We start from the raw sequence: 16,183 nt of genomic DNA on the forward strand, positions 1-16,183 counted from the left end.
ATTGTCAAATAGCGTTTCTGATTGTATATATACAATCAATCTCGCCTCGTTGTTGCGCCGCAATCATTGTTGTACAGAGACAATCATGCCGAATCCCAAATCGCCGCGGGTCCGCGCGGTACCTGCCGTCACCCGCGCCATCGCCATTCTGCGGCTGCTCAGCCGCAGCCGTTCGCCGCAAAGCCTCAAGGCGATTGCGGAGAGTCTCGAACTGGTGCCCAGCACCGCGCTGCACATCGCGCGCGCGCTCGTTGCCGAAGACCTGCTGCAGGTCGATCCCTTGACCAAGCGCTACAGGCTCGGTGTCGGCATGCTGCCGCTGGCGCGCGCCGTGCTCGAGAACAGCGACTTTCCGAACCTGGTGCGGCCGAAGCTGGATGATCTCTCACACCGCTACGGCGTCATGGCGATCGGCGTCGAAGTGCCCGACCTCGACAACATGATCGTGATCGCCCTTGCCCGCAGCCAGGCGCCGGTGCGCCTGCATGTCGATGTCGGGAGCCGGTTTCCCGCGCTGATCAGCGCCACGGGGCGATGCGTCGCCGCGTTTTGCGGGCAACCGCAGAAGGAGATCGAGAAGCGATTTCGCCTGCTGCGCTGGCACAACGCGCCGAGCTACGATTCCTGGCGCAAGGAAGTCGAGCTGGTACGCCGTCAGGGATTCAGCATCGACCGCGGCAATTACATCGACGGTGTCACCATCGTGGCGGTGCCGGTTCTGAACAGCCAGGGCACGATCTCGCACACCATCGCGGCTGTCGGCCTCGGCAGCCAGCTCGATCGTGCACGCTCGCTGGCGCTGGCGAACGACATGAGCATCGCCGCGCGCGAGGTCGCCGCACAGCTGCCGCCGCAGTTTTAGCGACAGTTTACGGAATCATCTGCAGGCGCCCAGATCTGCTGCCTGCGCTCAAGTCCGCGCAGGGCAAACGTGCCGACCAGCTGCAGCGGACGCGCACAGCGTTCGGCGAACGTATCGGAGACCAGCACAGGGCGGCCTGCGTCGTCGCACAGTTCCTCGATCCGGCTGGCTTCGTTCACCGCGCGGCCGATCACCGTGAAGTCGAGCCGCCGGCTGGTCCCGACATTGCCGTAGACCACCTGACCGAAATGCAAGGCCAGATGGACCTCCAATTGTGGCAGTCCCGCCTGGCGACGTCGCTCATTCAAGGCACGGTTGGATGCCAGCGCCCAGTCCGCGGCATCCAGCGCAACGCCACAGGTCGCGCATGGCTGATTCTTCGGATCCGACACCGGAAAGATCGCCAGGAAGCCGTCTCCCATGAATTTCAGGATTTCGCCGCCGCAGCGCGTGACGGGCTCGCCGATGGCATCGAAGTGCTCGTCCAGCCAGCCGACGACCTTCACAGGATCGTCCTGGTCCGTGAGGGTCGTGAAGCCACGGAAATCGGCCAGCAGGATCGCGGCGGCAACCGTCTTGCCTTCACCGCGGCGAATATTGCCTTCGAGCACCCGCGTGCTCGTCTCCGAGCCGAGATAGGTCGCGAGCGCTTCCTGCAATGTCCGCGACAGGCTGAGTTTGCAGATGGCAAGCCCGAGCGCGGGAAGCACTTCGTCCAGCACAGCCATGTCGTCGTTGCTGAAACCGGACGGCGCGTCGGTCGCGAACGAAATGGCGACGCCTTTCAGCGCGGTTCCCGGCGCGAACCAGATCAGATGCAGGACATAATCGGTGCCGCCTTCCGCGCGCAGGTCGAGAAGTTCGGGAACAGCGCTTGCGGCATTCAGATCATCCCCAAGACGCCATCGGGCGAAGGTCCGGCCGTCGGCCAGCAACGCGTGGAGCGGACTACGTTCGAACGCGTCGAAATCCTCGGCGCCATAGCTTGCGGAGGCCAGCGATGCGCCGCGGTCGCTGTGCCAGTCGAAGCTGAACCCGCGCACGGACGGATCGAGCGCGTTGGTCACCACGCTCATGCGCCAGAGCGGCAGCGCCTGATCGCGCAAGGCCTTGCAGAAACCGTCGAGCAAAGCGACGCCGTCATCCAGTACCGTCGCTTGTTCGGTGATCCAGCGAACGATCTGCCGGGTGCACGGCTTCTTGCGGCTATGACTTCCAACGATCATCTGAGGATCTGTGAACCGTCGGGACTGCGTGGCGAATGAAGGAAGCCCGCCGATACGATGTGTCATCATTGCAATTGCGCCATCAGCGCTTCGGCGCCCTTGTCGATCCCGGCCTCCGCCGCCGTCAGCCGTCCCACGCTGGCCTTGACGTCATACGGGCTCGGATATTGCTTGGTGACGAAGGCGCTGAGCAGGCGTGACGTTCCCGCGTCGAAGATTTCGACGGCATAGACGACCGAGCCTGTCAGCGATCCCTCCCCGTCACGCGCGGTCTGCACGCCGTTATAAACCAGGCCGGCAACATCGAACCGCGACAGCGTGCCGAGCACCGGCGTGTTGGTGACGGCCCCCGTCAGCGTCAACCGCACGCGCAACGTGTTTGGCGCACGCTGACTTGTAAGCGTGAAGCGGCCGCCCAGCTCTTTCGCGAACCGCGTCCGCATATAGTTCGCGAGCGTGGTCTTGTCGGTTCCGGACAGCTCGCCGAATTGCTGGTCCGGACCCCGGTAGATCACGACCGGATCGAGAATCACCTTGTTGTAGGGGCGCCAGTCCACGTCGGTCGAGTAGCGATACGGAATTCGCCCGGACGGATCGGATGGATTTGGCGCGAGATAGGACGATGAAGCCATTTCCGAATAAGGGATCGGCGTCACGCTGGCGCATCCGCTCAAGGCAGCAGCAAGGGCCAGGGCCGCCAGACGGCGGTCCGCTCGCGAGAGGGCAGACATTTCAAACTCCAGTTTGGATATGTTGGGTAAGCGTCAGCGAAGCAGATCGAAACGGCGCGAATTGAATCGCCGATTCTATTTTGCGGCTCTTGCCATTGTCGGTGGATTCACCTGCGCCCACTCCCTGTCCGCCCTGGGTCCGGTGGGATCACCGGTCATACCGACCAACTGGCCGGGCAAGGCATTCGTGGTCTGGGTCCAGGTCTGGGTGGCGCACAGAATCGACAGCATGCAGCCGGTGACGTTGAGGTCCCTGGCGCCGCGCGATAGCGAGATTTCGTAGCTCTTGCCGTTCTCGGCATTGTAGATCTGACCGTTGAAACGTCCTTCAGCGACGGGCTTCAGACCCAGGATCAGCTGGTGACCGAGAAGCGGCCTCGACCGCTTCGCGGGGTCCGGATTGTTCTGATCCTTCAGCGGCTGCCCGTTCGCGTCCACCGGCTCCTTCATCCAGACGATAAAGCCGCAAACCTGTTCCAGCCTGGCACCGCAGCGCTCGATGCGAACGCGCGCGCGGCCATCTTGCGTAAGCCAGGTGCCGCTTGGATCGGCCGCACCGGCGGCGTTGCCGGGCCCCGCGATCAGTATCTGAAAGAGTGCGAGCGCGGTGCGCAGTATCGTCCGGGAAATCAACGTCATCAGCTTCATTTCCAGTTCCTTTCGGGGGACGCAGGCGCAGGTTTCCCTTCGCCCCGAAACGGCTGCCGCCGCCCGAAACGTCCTGCGCGATTAATCAAACGATATCGTACTATTATACACTTCCGTAGCCGGGCGCAAGCCGGTATGAGAAGTATCTGACGATGCGACCGCGCAGCCGGACAGGCCGCGCGGGCAAATGCCCCGGAGAGAACCAGCTAGATGAATGTCACCAAGGCCAAGCCGGCCAAGACCGTGCGACGACACAGCGGACGGCCGACCAAGGAGCAGGCCGGACAGATCACCGGGCACCTTGTCGACGTGGCGACACGGCTGTTTTTGGAATCGAGTTTTGAGGCGGTCAGCATCGATCTCATCGCGGCGACGGCGCGGGTCTCGAAGCAGACCTTCTACGCCCGCTTCGCTTCCAAGGAAGAGCTGTTTGCGGCTGTCATCCACAAAGGGGTGAACGATCTCCTGGCGCCCGAAGTCACTGAATCCAACCGCGACGCGCCGATCGAAGCAACCCTGGTCCGGATCGGCATCGAGCTTTCAAAGCGTGCGCTGGCGCCGGCGGCGATCGCGCTGGACCGGCTCATCACCTCAGAAGCGCATCAGTTTCCGGAGTTGGCCCTCGCCTGCCACGAGAACGCCAATCACGCGCGGGAGCTGATTGCCGACATTTTCTCCAACGCCATGCGCGACGGCCAGATCCGATCAACGACGGATGCGCGCTTCGCCGCCGAGCAATTCCTCTACGCGGTGGTCGATGGCCCCGCCCGCACCGCGATCCTCAGCGGCAAGACCGTCAGGTCGGAAAAGGACTTGCGTGAGCGCGTCACGGCCGCGGTCCAATTGTTTCTGGATGGATGTCGCGACTAGAGCCTGTTCCGTTCCGATTGGATCGGAACGGGGGCTCTAGATTCTTTATTTGACGCGTTTTCTTGACGCGAACCGGTGTCCACTTCGCTGGAAAACGCTCTAGAAGGCGCGGCCGTAACTCAGCGGCGCCAGACCTGATCCTCGCTCCAGCCGAGCTCCGCGAACTCGCCTGCGCGCAGCGGCGCCTCTTCCGCGGCAAAGAACTCGTCGAGCTGCGGCGGCTTGACACCGGTCGCGCTCAACATCGCATGCGCCTGGCCGCGATGATGGATCTGATGCTGGAACAGATGAAGCAGCAGCCGGTCCATTCGCTCATGCTGAATGCGACTGCCGCGGTGAACGTTGACGATGCGATCGAGATCTTCAGCGCCGAGGCGCTCGACGAAGGTGATCAACCGGCGGTCCATCTCGCCTTGCGCGTCGCGGAGAATGCTGACGGTTTCGCACGGCTCCTCGTTGGCCCAGGCCGCCGGCCCAAGGGTGCCACCTTCCAGAGCATCGATGTAAAAGCGGTCGATGATCAGGATGTGATTGAGGGTGGCGCGCAGGCTCGGAAAGAAGCCGGTGCGCGGCGCGGTGAAATCCGCCTGCGAGAGCGCTGCACAGGCGGTCAGCAGGCGATGATTGGCCCAGCCATTGTTGTAGGCCATGGTACGAAAAGGAAGCACGGCATCCATCGCATCTGCTCCCGCCTGATGGCTCAGACCTTGACGAGGCGCACGCGCGTGCCCCAGGGGTCGGCGGCCTCGAGGCCACCGGCAACAGATGCGACCTGGACGCCGGCCTGACGCAGGCGTTCTTCTTTTGCCATGAACAAATCCGCCTTCTCGATCTCCAGCGAAAACCAGGCGAGGCCGGTGGCCGCGTCGTCACGGCGGCCGGCACCGGCACTTTGCCAGACGTTGAGACCGAGATGGTGATGGTAGCGCCCCGAGGACAGGAACGCGGCGCCGCTGCGCGCCCGCGTCGGATCGAAGCCGAGCGTGCCGCGGTAGAAGCCGTCGGCCTTGGCGAGATCGCCGACGCGCAGATGCATGTGGCCGATGCGCAAGCCGTCGGGCGCCTTTGCATAATCGCTGACGTTGGTATTGGTGAGCGAGACGAGGTTGTCGATATCGAGCTGGTCGGTCCCCATCGTCACGGTGCCCTCGCTCCATTGCCAGAGCGAGGGATCGCGATCGGCGTAGACCTCGATGCCATTGCCCTCGGGGTCGTCGAGATAGACGGATTCGCTGACGCGGTGGTCGGCAAAGCCCGACAGCGGCACGCGGTGGATCGCGGCATTGACCAGCCAGCGCGCGAGATCCTTGCGCGTCGGCATCAGAAAGGCGGTGTGATAGAGCCCGGCTGCGTTGCGGGCTTCGTTCGCGGCATCCGGGCGAGCCTCGAGCGCCAGCAATTTCACCCCGCCGGCGCCGAGCACCGCGCCGGTGGCCGAGCGTTCCATCACGGCTAGCCCGAGCACGTCGCGGTAATAGTCCGCTACCACATCGAGCTTGCGGACCCGGATCGTCACCGTGCCGATCCGCATCGGCGTGCGGTTGGCGAAAGTCGGCCCCCCGCCGCTACCACCTTCCTCGGCGCGCGCCGCGGCCGCGGCGGCCGCCGCGAGTGAGGATGCGCCGGCGAGATGCAGCAAGGTGCGGCGGGTCATATCGAGGTTCATGGTGAGCGTGTTACCTGTTTTCGGACGGGAATGACGGCGGTCTATCATATTTTCGATCCACGAACTGCCCGCCATGGGCGCGTTTCGATCACATCTACGTCGGCGGAATGGCAGTCACCCGGAGGTGACTAGGCCGCCCCCAGCGCGCGATAAATCCCGCGCTCGAACTGCCGGTAGGCCACCAGCGCCTGTTTGTCGACGAAGGGCAGGATCTGCATCATGATCACGCCCGCAATGCGTTTTTTCGGATCGATCCAGTAATAGGTGTTGAACAGGCCGGCCCAGGTGAGACTGCCGGCGGCGCGGCCCTCACGCACCGGATCGACATTGATCATATGGCCGAGCCCCCAGCGCAGATGGACGCCCGGGAAGAAATCCACGTCGTTTGAAAGCGCCGGATTGGCCGTCTTGAGAATTCCTGCTTCGATATTGCCGATCTGGTTGGTCGACATCATTGCGACGGTATCCGGCCGCAACAGGCTTATGCCACGAAAACGTCCGCCGTTCAGCAACGCCTGCAGCAGGACAAGATAGTCCGGCGCGGTCGAATAGATGCCGCCGCCGCCGGAAAAGGCTGATGTCGGGGCCAGCTTCTCGAACGGTTTTGGGACGAGCTTTCCACCGGCGTCGCGCACATGCAGGCTGGCCTGACGCGCGCGCTGCTGCTCGGTGATGACAAAGCCGGTGTCGTTCATGCCGAGCGGGCCGGTGATGTGTTCACTGAAATAGCGATCGATGCTTTGCCCGCTGGCGATCTCAACCAGCTGGCTGACATTGTCGATACTGCCGCCATAGGCCCATCGTGCGCCCGGCTCGAACATCAGCGGCCGGCGCGGCAGCGCCGGATCGGCCCGCGCCGCTTTCTGGTAGCGAACCACATTCGGATCCCACAGCGGGTAGCTGAAGCCGGATGTGTGCGTCAGCAGGTTTCGCAGCGTGATCGGCTTGTGCGCCGGTCGCAGCTGTGGAACGCCTTTGGCATCGAATCCCTCAAGGACCTGGGGCGCGGCAAGCGTCGGATCGATATTGGCTGATGGTTCATCCAGTTTCAGTTTGCCGCGCTCGACCAGCTGCAATGCCGCCACCGACGTCAGCAGCTTGACCATCGAGGCAATACGAAAAACCGTATCTGGTGACATTGGCATTGCGGCCGCGACATTGCGCGCGCCGAACGCGCCCTGATAGACGACCGAGCTTTCGTTCGCGGCCATCGCGACCACGCCGGGGATTTCCCTCGCCGCGACCTTCGCCTGCAACGCGGCGTCGATCGCCTCGCCGGGAACTTGCTTGCGGGCGGGTGCGGCAAAGCCGGCACCAGGAACCAGGCTTGCTGCCGCAAGCCCTGCGCTCCGCAACAACGCATCACGCCGACTGAGCAGGCCCGCCATTCGTAGTCCCGAATCCCGCGCCGAGATTCGGGCATTCTAGACGCTTCGAAACCGATGACGCCAGTGGGCTAAACCGGCGCGGCGATGCCGCGCCGGCGCCGGCCACCTCTTACTATTTCCATTTCGCCAGATAGAAGCGCGGCAGCTCGTCCGAATAGGGGGTGAAGTCGAGCTGCTTGGAATAGCCGTAGGTCGTCACATAGGTGTGCAGCGGCGCGAAATAGGCCTGCTGGGTGATGCGCTGGATCACGGCCGAGTAGGCCTTGTTGCGCACTTCAGCGTCATTGGTCGATCCGCCCTCGATCAGCCATTTCTGCACGTCCGGATCGCGCGCATAATCGTCGGCGCCGCCGTCAAAGAAGTTCGGCAGGAAGGCCGAGACGTCATTGATCGAATAACTGCCCCAGGTGCCGAGATAGGCGCGCAGTTCCCCTGCCTTCGCGCGCTGTATCAGCGCGCCGACCTGGAGCTGGTTGAGCTTGGCGCGGATGCCGACCGCCATCAGATAGTTCTGAATCGCCGAGCCCCATTGCGGCAATATATAGCTGGCCAGATCGACTTCGAAGCCATCCGGATAGCCGGCTTCCGCGAGAAGCTGCTTCGCCTTGGCGGGATTGTAGTCGTAAAGCGTCGCGGCCTCGCCGTTGCAGCCGAATTGAGTCGGGAAGCAGGGAGCCCCCGGAACGCGGCTTCCGCCGGTGACGAGCTTGTCGGCAATCGTCTGCCGGTCGATCGCGTGCCAGATCGCCTGGCGCACCTTGAGCTTGGTCAAAGGATTGTCGGCGCCGGTGCGGCCGGCGGCGTCAAGCGAGAGATAGCCTACCCGCATTGACTCCTTGCGCACGGCCGCCAGATTCGGGAACTTGTTGACGCTATCGAACTGGTCGGGGTTCAGATTCCAGATCCAGTCCGCACGACCGGAGAGCAGTTCGGTCATTTCGGTGGCGGCATCCGGCACGAAGCGCACGCTCATCTTCTTGATCGCGGCTTTACCCTTGGGGCTGCCGGCCCAATAATCCTCGAAGCGTTCGAAGTCGATGGAGACGCCCGACTCGACCTTGGTCATCTTGTAGGGGCCGGCGCCGACCGGCGCCTTGGCATAGGCTTCCGCACCGACCTTCTCGCGATAGGCCTTGGGGTAGATCGGGACAACCATCGCGAAATAATCCAGCGCCGCCGGCGTCGGCCGCTTGAGTTTGACGCGAACCGACATGTCGCCGGTCTTCTCTGCCTTGTCGATCCAGTTGTAGTTCGCCGGGGTCGACACCTTGCTCGCGGGATCGGATATGAGATTGAGCGTGTAGACGACGTCATCGGCGGTGAACGCGCTGCCGTCGTGGAATTTGACGCCGGGCCTGAGCGTAAACTCGATCGTGGTCGTATCCGGCAGCTTCCACTCGGTGGCGAGCAGCGGCTCGACCTTGAAGGATTCGGGGTTGCGGTAGACCAACCCGTCCCAACCCTGGTGGTGCATCACCACGCCAGTGCGCTCGTTGTTATAGTAGGGGTCGATGTTCGACAACGCGGCGCGCATCGTGATCCGCAACGTGTCGGCGGACTTCTGCGCCAGCGCCGGGGAAGCGCCGGCACCGACCAGTGCCGCCGCGAGGATCGCCGCACCAAATCTCAATTGCACGCCCATGCCGTCCTCCTTTGGTTCCGATCGCAAGACCGATTTCAAGCACACACTATGCCAGATGGCACTCTACCATTCCCTGGGGGGCGCGGACCATGGGCGTTGGTGCCACACGGCGGCAGCGCTCGACGGCGATGCCGCAACGCGGGTTGAACCGGCAGCCCGGCGGAATATTGGCCGGATCCGGCATGGCGTCGCCGAGGCCGATATCGGGCACGCCGCGGCCCGGCTCCGGCGTCAGCACGCTTTGCAGCAACGCCTGCGTGTAGGGATGACCGGGCGCACGAAACAACGCGTCGGTTTCGTTGCGCTCGACGAAACGACCGAGATACATCACCGCGACCTCGCTCGCGACATGCTCCACGACAGCCAGATTGTGGCTGATGAATAGATAGGTCAGTCCGAGATCGCGGCGCAGATCGGCGAGCAGGTTGAGGATTTGCGCCTGCACGGAAACGTCGAGTGCGCTGGTCGGCTCGTCGCAGATCACGATCCGCGGCTCGAGCACCAGCGCACGGGCAATCGCCGCCCGCTGGCGTTGCCCGCCGGAGAGTTGCGAGGGCATGCGCTCGCCCATCGCCGCCGAAAGCCCGACGCGTTCGAGAATTTGAGCGACCCGGCGCTCGATTTCCGCGCGTGAGAAGGTACCCTGGGCGGTCAATGGCAGCGCGACGATGTCCTTGATGCGGTGCCGCGGATTGAGCGAGGCGAACGGATCCTGGAACACCGGCTGGATCAATCGCGCCCGCGCCTTGCGGTCGAGATCGAACAGGCGCTTGCCGTCGACCAGCACGGTCCCCGCGGTCGGCTTCAGCAGCCCGAGGATCAGCCGCGCGAGGGTGGATTTCCCGCAGCCGGATTCGCCGACAATGCCGAGCACGCTGCCCGCCGGCACGCTGAAGGTAACGTCGTCGACCGCGATCACGCGTTTTTCCGCCGCGAACCAGCCGGCGTTGACCCGGAACTCGCACCGCAAATTCTGGACTTCGATCGCGACGCTCATGCGGGCTGCGGCTCCGAGAATTCCGGTGCGAGCCGGCAAAGATAGTCGTGCGCGCTACCTGCCTGACGGCGCGGGATTTCGCGTTCGCAGCTGGCGTCGGCGTGGGAACAGCGCGAACGGAACGCGCAGCCCGCAAAGCCGGGTCCAATCGCCGGCACCACGCCCGGGATCGAGCCGAGCGGCCGGTCGCGCTGCACCCGGCCCGGCACCGGCACGCAGGACAGCAATCCGCGCGTATAGGGGTGTTGGGGGCTGCGGAACAATTCCGCGGTCGGCGCGCGCTCGACCACCTCGCCCGCATACATCACCGAAACCCGGTCGGCGACGCGGGCGACGATGCCGAGGTCATGGGTGATCAGCAGGATCGCAAGGCCGAGTTCGCGCTTCAAGGTCGCCAGCAGCCGCAGGATCTGCGCCTGCACGGTAACGTCGAGCGCGGTGGTCGGCTCGTCGGCGACCAGCAGCTCGGGATCGCACATCAACGCCATCGCGATCATGACGCGCTGACGCAAGCCGCCGGAAAGCTGGTGCGGGAACTGGCCGAGCCGCATCTCCGGCGCGGTGATACCGACGCGGCCCATCAGTTCGACCGCGCGCTCGAGCGCGGCGGTGCGCGAGCCGCCCTTGTGGCGGGTCAGCACCTCAGCCATTTGCGAGCCGATCGTGAAGGCCGGGTTGAGGCTGGTCATCGGCTCCTGGAAGATCATCGAGATCCGATTGCCGCGCAGGCGTGCCATCTCGCGGTCGGACAGCGAAAGGAGGTCCGTGCCGGCAAAGCTCATGCGTTTGGCGGAGCGCCGGCCGCCGCGCGCGAGCAGGTTCATGATCGACAGCGCGGTCACCGATTTGCCGCACCCGGATTCGCCGACCAGGCAATGGGTCTCGCCCTTCTCGACCTGCAACGAGGCGCCGCGTACCGCCGCGCTGCGGCCGCCGAACATCACTTCGAGATCCTCGATGTCAAGCAATGCGCTCATCGCGACCGCTCCGAGCCGAGCAGATTGCGCAATCCGTCGCCGACCAGGTTGATGCCGAGCACCAGGATGAACAGCGCGACGCCGGGCACCATGATCACCCAGGGTGAGAAGAACATGTAATCCTTGCCCTCGGCGATCATCAGACCCCAGGACGGCAGCGGCGGCGGCACGCCGAGGCCGAGGAACGACAGCGCCGCCTCGAGCAGGATCGCGAGCGCCATCTCCAATGTTGCCACCACGGCAAGATGGCTCGCGATGTTCGGCAATATCTCCTTGACCAGCAGATGCAACGTCGAGGCGCCGGCGCAGCGGGCGGCGTTGACGTAATCGAGGCCGCGAATCTGCATCGTGGTCGCGCGCGCCACGACCGCAAAACGGTCCCACAACAGAAGCCCGAGCGTTGCGACGACGAGGCCTAGCCCCGACCCCATCAGCCCGACCACCGCCAGCGCGACCAGCACCACCGGGATCGACAGCCGCGTGGTGATGGCGAACAGCACGGCGTCGTCGACGCGGCCGCCGAAGAAGCCGCCGAGCACGCCGAGCGTGATGCCGATCAGTCCCGACGTGATCACGGTCATGATGCCGATCAGCAGCGAAATGCGCGCGCCGTACACCAGCCGCGCCAGATAGTCGCGGCCGAGCTGATCGGTGCCGAGCAGATGCCCGGCCTGAGTGCCCTCCATCCAGAACGGCGGCTTGAGGCGGTTGCCGAGGTCCTGGGTGAAGGCATCATGCGGCACCAGCTGATTGCCTGTTATCGCGGCCACCGCGATGATGCCGACGATGACGATCCCGACCGTGAAGCCGGCCACGCCGACCCGCGACGTCAGCGGCGCATGGATTGCAATCGGTTCGCTCATCCGGTCCGGAGCCTCGGATCAAGCAGCGCATTGAGGATGTCGGAAAGCAGCGTGAGCCCGATATAGATCGCGGCCAGCACCAGCACCACCGCCTGTACGACCGGAAAATCATTCTTCGCGATGCTCTCCCAGCCAAGATAGCCGACGCCATGCAGCGCAAACACCGTTTCGATAACGATCGAGCCGCCGAGCATGAAGCCGAGCTGGACGGCGGCGATCGACACGACAGGGATCGCGGCATTGCGAAGCGCGTGCTTGAAGATGATGCGCGCGCGCGACAGGCCCTTGGCGCGTGCGGTGCGGATGTAGTCGGACGCCATCGCCTCGATCATGCCGGAGCGCGTGAGCCGTGTAAGGGCGGGGATTGCCGTAAAAGCGAGCACGATGCCCGGCATTACAAAGTGCTGCCAGGTTCCGGTCCCTGAGATCGGCAGGATGCCGAGATTGAGACCGAGCACGATCATCAGGATCAGGGCGAGCCAGAAGCTCGGGATCGCCTGCCCCACCATCGTGAACATGGTGACACCGCGGTCGAGCCAGGTGTTCTCGCGGACCGCCGCAAGGATGCCGAGCGGGATCGAGATGATCAGGGCCAGGCTCAGGCCCACGAGGCCGAGCGTAAGCGTGATGGGCAGGCGTCGTGCGATCAGGTTGGAAACGCTGTCCTTGAAGAAATAGCTCTGGCCGAAATCGCCGACCATGGCGCGGCCGACCCAGCTGAAGAACTGGACGTAGAGCGGACGATCGAGGCCGTAGGCCTTGCGAATGATTTCGACGTCGGCCTGCGTCGCGGAAGGCCCGGCGATTGAAATGGCAAGGTCGCCCGACAGCCGCGTCAGCATGAATGCAAGCGTCATCACCGTGAGCGCGACCAGGAGGCCGAGACCGAGACGCCGGGCAATCAGAAGCAGCATCGAGAAGTCCAATACCGAAACGCAACGAGAGTGTTCAGGTCGGTGTCCCCTACCCGAAGCGACCGCACGGTGTCATCAAACAGACCCTCCATGCAAGAGCACGACTTGCCACATGCAAGAGCCGCGCCGCGGCAACGAGCAAGAGCCGCGCCGCGCCGCGCGCAGGTTTCAGGGTGCGGCCTTGCCCGATGCAGCTTCAAGCGTCGCGTACGGCCACGCGAACTTCGGCTTGATTTGAGACCTTCAGGCGACTTCCGGGCTCATCAACGTCTCCAGCTTCGCCTTCAAGGCCGCGCCGTCGGCGCACTGGCGCAGCGGTGGACGCACCCGCAGCCAGCCGGCGTCGCCGCTCTGCGCGGCGATAATTGCCTTCAACGTCGAGGGGAACGACGGCCCGCTGGCGACGACGTCGATGGCGGCCTGCATGCGCGCTTCCGCGCCGGTCCCGTTGATCATGACCTGAACCAGGCCAGGCACGACATTGCCCATTCCGCAGATCGTGCCGGCGCCGCCGGCTGCGATGGCGCGGGCGATATCGGTTTCGTTGCCGACCGTAATCGCAAGCTCGGGCGCGGCGGCACGAAACGCCTGGAATTGCCTGAAGTCGCCGCTTGAGTCCTTGAGACCTGCGACGACAACGCCGTAGCGCTTGCGCAAACTGGCCGCCACCGCGACCGGCACGGCGACGCCGGACACCTGCGGGATATGATAGAGCGTGGCGCGAAGGCGGTCGTCAGCCACGGCATCGAAAATCGCGGCGAACGCATCCTCGATTCCCTCAGGCGTGACGTCACGGTCGAAATAGGGCGGCAGGATCAGCACATGGTTCAATCCCAGGCTCAGTGCCGAACGCGCCAGTGCAATGCTGTCGGTGATGGCGGGAAAGCCGCCGCCAAGCCCGATGCGCGACGACGCCACGCCGGCCTTGAGCAACGCCTCGACGGTCGCGATCCGCTCGGCCATACCGAATGAGGTGCCCTCGCCGGTGGTGCCGAACAGCACGACGCCGTCTACGCCCTTTTTGAAGAGGTTGAGGGCGTGGCCCGCGAGCTTCGCGTGATCCACGGTCCCACTGGTCGTCAGCGGTGTGGGCGCAGCCGCCCAAAACCCGCGAATTGCTGCTGTCATGACCTCTCCCATTGCATCTGGACGCCCCAAGCGGCATCCGCGTAGAATTCTTGACTTCTGTTGTACCTTACATACAAGAACACCTCAACTCGGTATTGAGCAGGCCGCGCTGCCAAAAACGCATGGACGCGCGACGGACCAACAAAGGCTCCGCCATGGATGCGATGACGAGACCCGAACGACCGCTGGAGCTGCTCAGCGCCTTGCAGCTCAAACTCGGCGCACAGGCGGTGCTGACCGGCGCCGATATTCCCACCCGCAATTGCAACGACTGGAGCGCGAGCCTGCCGCAAACACCGATCGCGGTGGTTCGGCCGCTGGACGCAGCCGGCGTATCGGAGGCGATCGCGACATGCCGCAAGGCGCGGCTGCCGTTCGTGCCGCAAGGCGGATTGACCGGCCTGTGCGGCGGTGCTTCTCCGGAACCGGGCTGGGTCGCCATTTCGCTGGAGCGCATGGTCGGCATTGAAGAGATCGATCGCGCCAGCTCGACCATGACGGTCAAGGCCGGCACGCCGCTGGAGACGATCCAGAAGGCAGCGGATGAAGAGGGCTTCTTCTTTCCGCTCGATCTGGGATCGCGCGGCTCCTGCGCGATCGGCGGCAATCTTTCCACCAATGCCGGCGGCAATCGCGTCATTCGTTACGGCATGACGCGCGAGCTGGTGCTTGGCCTCGAAGTAGTGCTGCCGGACGGCACCATCGTCACCAACCTCAACAAGCTCCTGAAGAACAATGCCGGCTACGATCTGAAGCATCTGTTCATCGGCTCGGAAGGCACGCTCGGCATCATCACGCGCGTCGTATTGCGGCTGTTTCCGAAACCGCGCTCGACCATGGCGGCACTCTGCGCAGTGGCGGACTATCCTGCGGTGCTTGATCTGCTCGACGCGGCACGTGGCGGGCTCGGTCCGCTGCTGTCGGCGTTCGAAGTGATGTGGCCGGACTATTGGGAGGTGATTACGGCGCGGGCCGGCGTGCGCGCGCCGGTCGGCACCGGTCATGGTCTCTATGTGCTGGTGGAGGCGCAAGGCACCAATGAGAGCGTTGATGCGCCGCAGTTCGAAGCCTGGCTCGAAGGCCTGATGGCGCGCGGACTGCTGCTAGACGCCGCCGTCTCGCAATCGGTGGCGCAGACCAAGGCGTTCTGGGCGGTGCGCGACATCTGTTCGGAATTCGGCCAGGTGCTCGGCCCGCACATTTCCTACGATATCGGGCTTGCGGTGGCGCGCATGGATGAGTTCGTCAGCCGCTGCAAGTCAGCGCTGGCCACCGGCATCGCCGGATGCGAGAGCGTCTATTACGGCCATATCGGCGACGGCAATTTGCATCTGGTGTCCTGGGTCGCGGGCCTGCCGGTCGAGCGCCAGCCAAAGGAGGAAATGGACGCGATCATCTACGGCCTGGTGCGCGACCTGGGCGGCAGCGTCTCCGCCGAACACGGCATCGGAACGATGAAGAAAAAATGGCTCGGCCATGCGCGCAGCGAAGCGGAGATCGCGCTGATGCGCACGCTGAAGGCAGCGCTCGATCCCGATCATTTGCTTAATCCCGGAAAGGTGATCTGATCGGGGCGGAGGCAAGAGGGCCCATGAAATCGCTCAAGCTCGATGCACCGAAGTCGCTGTCGCAGCGGGTCATGCTGCGGCTGCGTCAGGCCATCATCGACGGCGAATTCGGACTGGGCGCGGTCATTTCCGAAGAGATGATCGCGCAATCGTTCGGCGTCAGCCGAACGCCGGTGCGCGAAGCGATGGGTCTGTTGCAATCGCAGGGGCTCGTGGTGATAAGGCCGCAGGTCGGCAGCTTTGTCTTTACCCCGAGCGCTGCCGACATCTCGGCGCTTTGCGCGTTCAGGATCATCATCGAACCCAAGGCCGCCGAGCTCGCCTATCGTCATGACCGCGCCGGCGCGGTCGCGGCGATGCAGTCCGCAATCTCGGAGATGGAGCAGGCGCTGGCGGACAAGGACAACGTCGCCTATGGGCGAGCGGATACCGCGCTGCATGAAGCCTTCTTCGCGCACTGCGGCAATCGCTATCTTGTCGAGTCCTATCAATTGGTATCGGGACGCGTGGCCGCGCTGCGCACCAATTTGAGCGCACCGGTCGACGTCCAGACACCGGCCTCGTTCGACGAGCACCGCAAGCTGCTCCAGCTGTTCGAGCGCGGCGAACTCGCGGCTTTCGAGACACTGATGACGTCGCACATCGCCAATTCAGGGCTGACCTACGCGCGGGCGCTGGAAGTGGCTTAAGCGCCCGCCGTTGC

16 protein-coding genes are annotated in these 16,183 nt (G+C 64.2%); 4 read left to right on the top strand and 12 right to left on the bottom strand.

Annotated features, from left to right (window positions below; translation table 11 throughout):
• The first annotated feature begins 85 nt into the window (after positions 1-85).
• Positions 86-862 (top strand): IclR family transcriptional regulator, encoded by a 777-nt coding sequence (locus JQ600_RS08700; protein WP_212390499.1) that lies wholly within the window; start codon positions 86-88, stop codon positions 860-862.
• Here the strand turns inward: JQ600_RS08700 and JQ600_RS08705 are convergent.
• The 3 genes from JQ600_RS08705 to JQ600_RS08715 all read right to left on the bottom strand — a co-directional run bounded on the left by JQ600_RS08705 (position 859) and on the right by JQ600_RS08715 (position 3,467).
• A complete protein-coding gene (locus JQ600_RS08705; RefSeq protein ID WP_212489780.1) occupies positions 859-2,088 on the bottom strand; it encodes an adenylate/guanylate cyclase domain-containing protein in 1,230 nt (409 codons plus the stop codon). The two genes, JQ600_RS08700 and JQ600_RS08705, sit on opposite strands and share 4 nt — an antisense overlap.
• A gap of 65 nt (positions 2,089-2,153) precedes the next feature.
• Entirely contained in the window at positions 2,154-2,819 is a 666-nt protein-coding gene (locus tag JQ600_RS08710; RefSeq protein ID WP_212390501.1) for a DUF3313 domain-containing protein, read from the bottom strand.
• A 75-nt stretch (positions 2,820-2,894) separates the two neighbouring features.
• A complete protein-coding gene (locus JQ600_RS08715) occupies positions 2,895-3,467 on the bottom strand; it encodes a DUF2147 domain-containing protein (RefSeq protein ID WP_312011069.1) in 573 nt (190 codons plus the stop codon).
• Positions 3,468-3,677: 210 nt separating this feature from the next.
• Between JQ600_RS08715 and JQ600_RS08720 the strand changes: the two genes are divergently transcribed.
• A complete protein-coding gene (locus JQ600_RS08720; protein ID WP_212390502.1) occupies positions 3,678-4,337 on the top strand; it encodes a TetR/AcrR family transcriptional regulator in 660 nt (219 codons plus the stop codon).
• Between the two features lie 119 nt (positions 4,338-4,456).
• Here JQ600_RS08720 and JQ600_RS08725 read toward each other — a convergent pair whose 3' ends face one another.
• The 9 genes from JQ600_RS08725 to JQ600_RS08765 form a co-directional block, all read right to left on the bottom strand.
• Positions 4,457-5,014 (bottom strand): DinB family protein, encoded by a 558-nt coding sequence (locus tag JQ600_RS08725; RefSeq protein WP_212390503.1) that lies wholly within the window; start codon positions 5,012-5,014, stop codon positions 4,457-4,459.
• Between the two features lie 23 nt (positions 5,015-5,037).
• Positions 5,038-6,003 carry a VOC family protein gene (locus JQ600_RS08730; protein WP_212390504.1) on the bottom strand — a complete coding sequence of 322 codons (966 nt, stop codon included), beginning with the start codon at positions 6,001-6,003 and terminating at the stop codon, positions 5,038-5,040.
• Positions 6,004-6,131: 128 nt separating this feature from the next.
• Positions 6,132-7,391 (bottom strand): serine hydrolase, encoded by a 1,260-nt coding sequence (locus tag JQ600_RS08735; protein ID WP_212390505.1) that lies wholly within the window; start codon positions 7,389-7,391, stop codon positions 6,132-6,134.
• A 112-nt stretch (positions 7,392-7,503) separates the two neighbouring features.
• Positions 7,504-9,033: an ABC transporter substrate-binding protein gene (locus JQ600_RS08740; RefSeq protein WP_212390506.1), complete on the bottom strand. Its 1,530-nt coding sequence runs from the start codon at positions 9,031-9,033 to the stop codon at positions 7,504-7,506.
• Positions 9,034-9,079: 46 nt separating this feature from the next.
• On the bottom strand, positions 9,080-10,030 hold the full coding sequence (locus JQ600_RS08745; protein ID WP_212032730.1) for an ABC transporter ATP-binding protein: 951 nt from the start codon (positions 10,028-10,030) through the stop codon (positions 9,080-9,082).
• Positions 10,027-11,007, bottom strand: coding sequence for an ABC transporter ATP-binding protein (locus JQ600_RS08750; protein ID WP_212390507.1), 981 nt, complete (start codon positions 11,005-11,007; stop codon positions 10,027-10,029). The genes JQ600_RS08745 and JQ600_RS08750 overlap by 4 nt, the downstream gene beginning before the upstream one ends.
• Positions 11,004-11,870, bottom strand: coding sequence for an ABC transporter permease (locus JQ600_RS08755; protein ID WP_212263425.1), 867 nt, complete (start codon positions 11,868-11,870; stop codon positions 11,004-11,006). The genes JQ600_RS08750 and JQ600_RS08755 overlap by 4 nt, the downstream gene beginning before the upstream one ends.
• The gene (locus JQ600_RS08760) at positions 11,867-12,784 is read right to left on the bottom strand and encodes an ABC transporter permease (RefSeq protein WP_212263424.1); all 918 of its coding nucleotides are present in this window, start codon (positions 12,782-12,784) and stop codon (positions 11,867-11,869) included. Before JQ600_RS08760 ends, JQ600_RS08755 begins: the two co-directional genes overlap by 4 nt.
• A 243-nt stretch (positions 12,785-13,027) precedes the next feature.
• Positions 13,028-13,912 carry a dihydrodipicolinate synthase family protein gene (locus tag JQ600_RS08765; RefSeq protein WP_212390508.1) on the bottom strand — a complete coding sequence of 295 codons (885 nt, stop codon included), beginning with the start codon at positions 13,910-13,912 and terminating at the stop codon, positions 13,028-13,030.
• A gap of 155 nt (positions 13,913-14,067) precedes the next feature.
• Here JQ600_RS08765 and JQ600_RS08770 point away from each other — a divergent pair, with 155 nt between their 5' ends.
• Both JQ600_RS08770 and JQ600_RS08775 read left to right on the top strand, forming a co-directional pair.
• On the top strand, positions 14,068-15,480 hold the full coding sequence (locus JQ600_RS08770; protein WP_212390562.1) for an FAD-binding oxidoreductase: 1,413 nt from the start codon (positions 14,068-14,070) through the stop codon (positions 15,478-15,480).
• A 23-nt stretch (positions 15,481-15,503) separates the two neighbouring features.
• Entirely contained in the window at positions 15,504-16,169 is a 666-nt protein-coding gene (locus tag JQ600_RS08775; RefSeq protein ID WP_212390509.1) for a GntR family transcriptional regulator, read from the top strand.
• Positions 16,170-16,183 lie beyond the last annotated feature (14 nt).

The sequence above is a fragment of the Bradyrhizobium sp. AUGA SZCCT0176 genome (genome assembly GCF_018130145.1).
In the GTDB taxonomy this organism is placed as follows: Bacteria; Pseudomonadota; Alphaproteobacteria; order Rhizobiales; family Xanthobacteraceae; genus Bradyrhizobium.

Excerpts from the sequence above, each read along its gene's own strand:
- JQ600_RS08700 (WP_212390499.1), top strand. The coding sequence starts at position 86 with ATGCCGAATCCCAAATCGCCGCGGGTCCGCGCGGTACCTGCCGTCACC.
- JQ600_RS08705 (WP_212489780.1), bottom strand. The coding sequence starts at position 2,088 with ATGATCGTTGGAAGTCATAGCCGCAAGAAGCCGTGCACCCGGCAGATC.
- JQ600_RS08710 (WP_212390501.1), bottom strand. The coding sequence starts at position 2,819 with ATGTCTGCCCTCTCGCGAGCGGACCGCCGTCTGGCGGCCCTGGCCCTT.
- JQ600_RS08715 (WP_312011069.1), bottom strand. The coding sequence starts at position 3,467 with ATGAAGCTGATGACGTTGATTTCCCGGACGATACTGCGCACCGCGCTC.
- JQ600_RS08720 (WP_212390502.1), top strand. The coding sequence starts at position 3,678 with ATGAATGTCACCAAGGCCAAGCCGGCCAAGACCGTGCGACGACACAGC.
- JQ600_RS08725 (WP_212390503.1), bottom strand. The coding sequence starts at position 5,014 with ATGGATGCCGTGCTTCCTTTTCGTACCATGGCCTACAACAATGGCTGG.
- JQ600_RS08730 (WP_212390504.1), bottom strand. The coding sequence starts at position 6,003 with ATGAACCTCGATATGACCCGCCGCACCTTGCTGCATCTCGCCGGCGCA.
- JQ600_RS08735 (WP_212390505.1), bottom strand. The coding sequence starts at position 7,391 with ATGGCGGGCCTGCTCAGTCGGCGTGATGCGTTGTTGCGGAGCGCAGGG.
- JQ600_RS08740 (WP_212390506.1), bottom strand. The coding sequence starts at position 9,033 with ATGGGCGTGCAATTGAGATTTGGTGCGGCGATCCTCGCGGCGGCACTG.
- JQ600_RS08745 (WP_212032730.1), bottom strand. The coding sequence starts at position 10,030 with ATGAGCGTCGCGATCGAAGTCCAGAATTTGCGGTGCGAGTTCCGGGTC.
- JQ600_RS08750 (WP_212390507.1), bottom strand. The coding sequence starts at position 11,007 with ATGAGCGCATTGCTTGACATCGAGGATCTCGAAGTGATGTTCGGCGGC.
- JQ600_RS08755 (WP_212263425.1), bottom strand. The coding sequence starts at position 11,870 with ATGAGCGAACCGATTGCAATCCATGCGCCGCTGACGTCGCGGGTCGGC.
- JQ600_RS08760 (WP_212263424.1), bottom strand. The coding sequence starts at position 12,784 with ATGCTGCTTCTGATTGCCCGGCGTCTCGGTCTCGGCCTCCTGGTCGCG.
- JQ600_RS08765 (WP_212390508.1), bottom strand. The coding sequence starts at position 13,912 with ATGACAGCAGCAATTCGCGGGTTTTGGGCGGCTGCGCCCACACCGCTG.
- JQ600_RS08770 (WP_212390562.1), top strand. The coding sequence starts at position 14,068 with ATGGATGCGATGACGAGACCCGAACGACCGCTGGAGCTGCTCAGCGCC.
- JQ600_RS08775 (WP_212390509.1), top strand. The coding sequence starts at position 15,504 with ATGAAATCGCTCAAGCTCGATGCACCGAAGTCGCTGTCGCAGCGGGTC.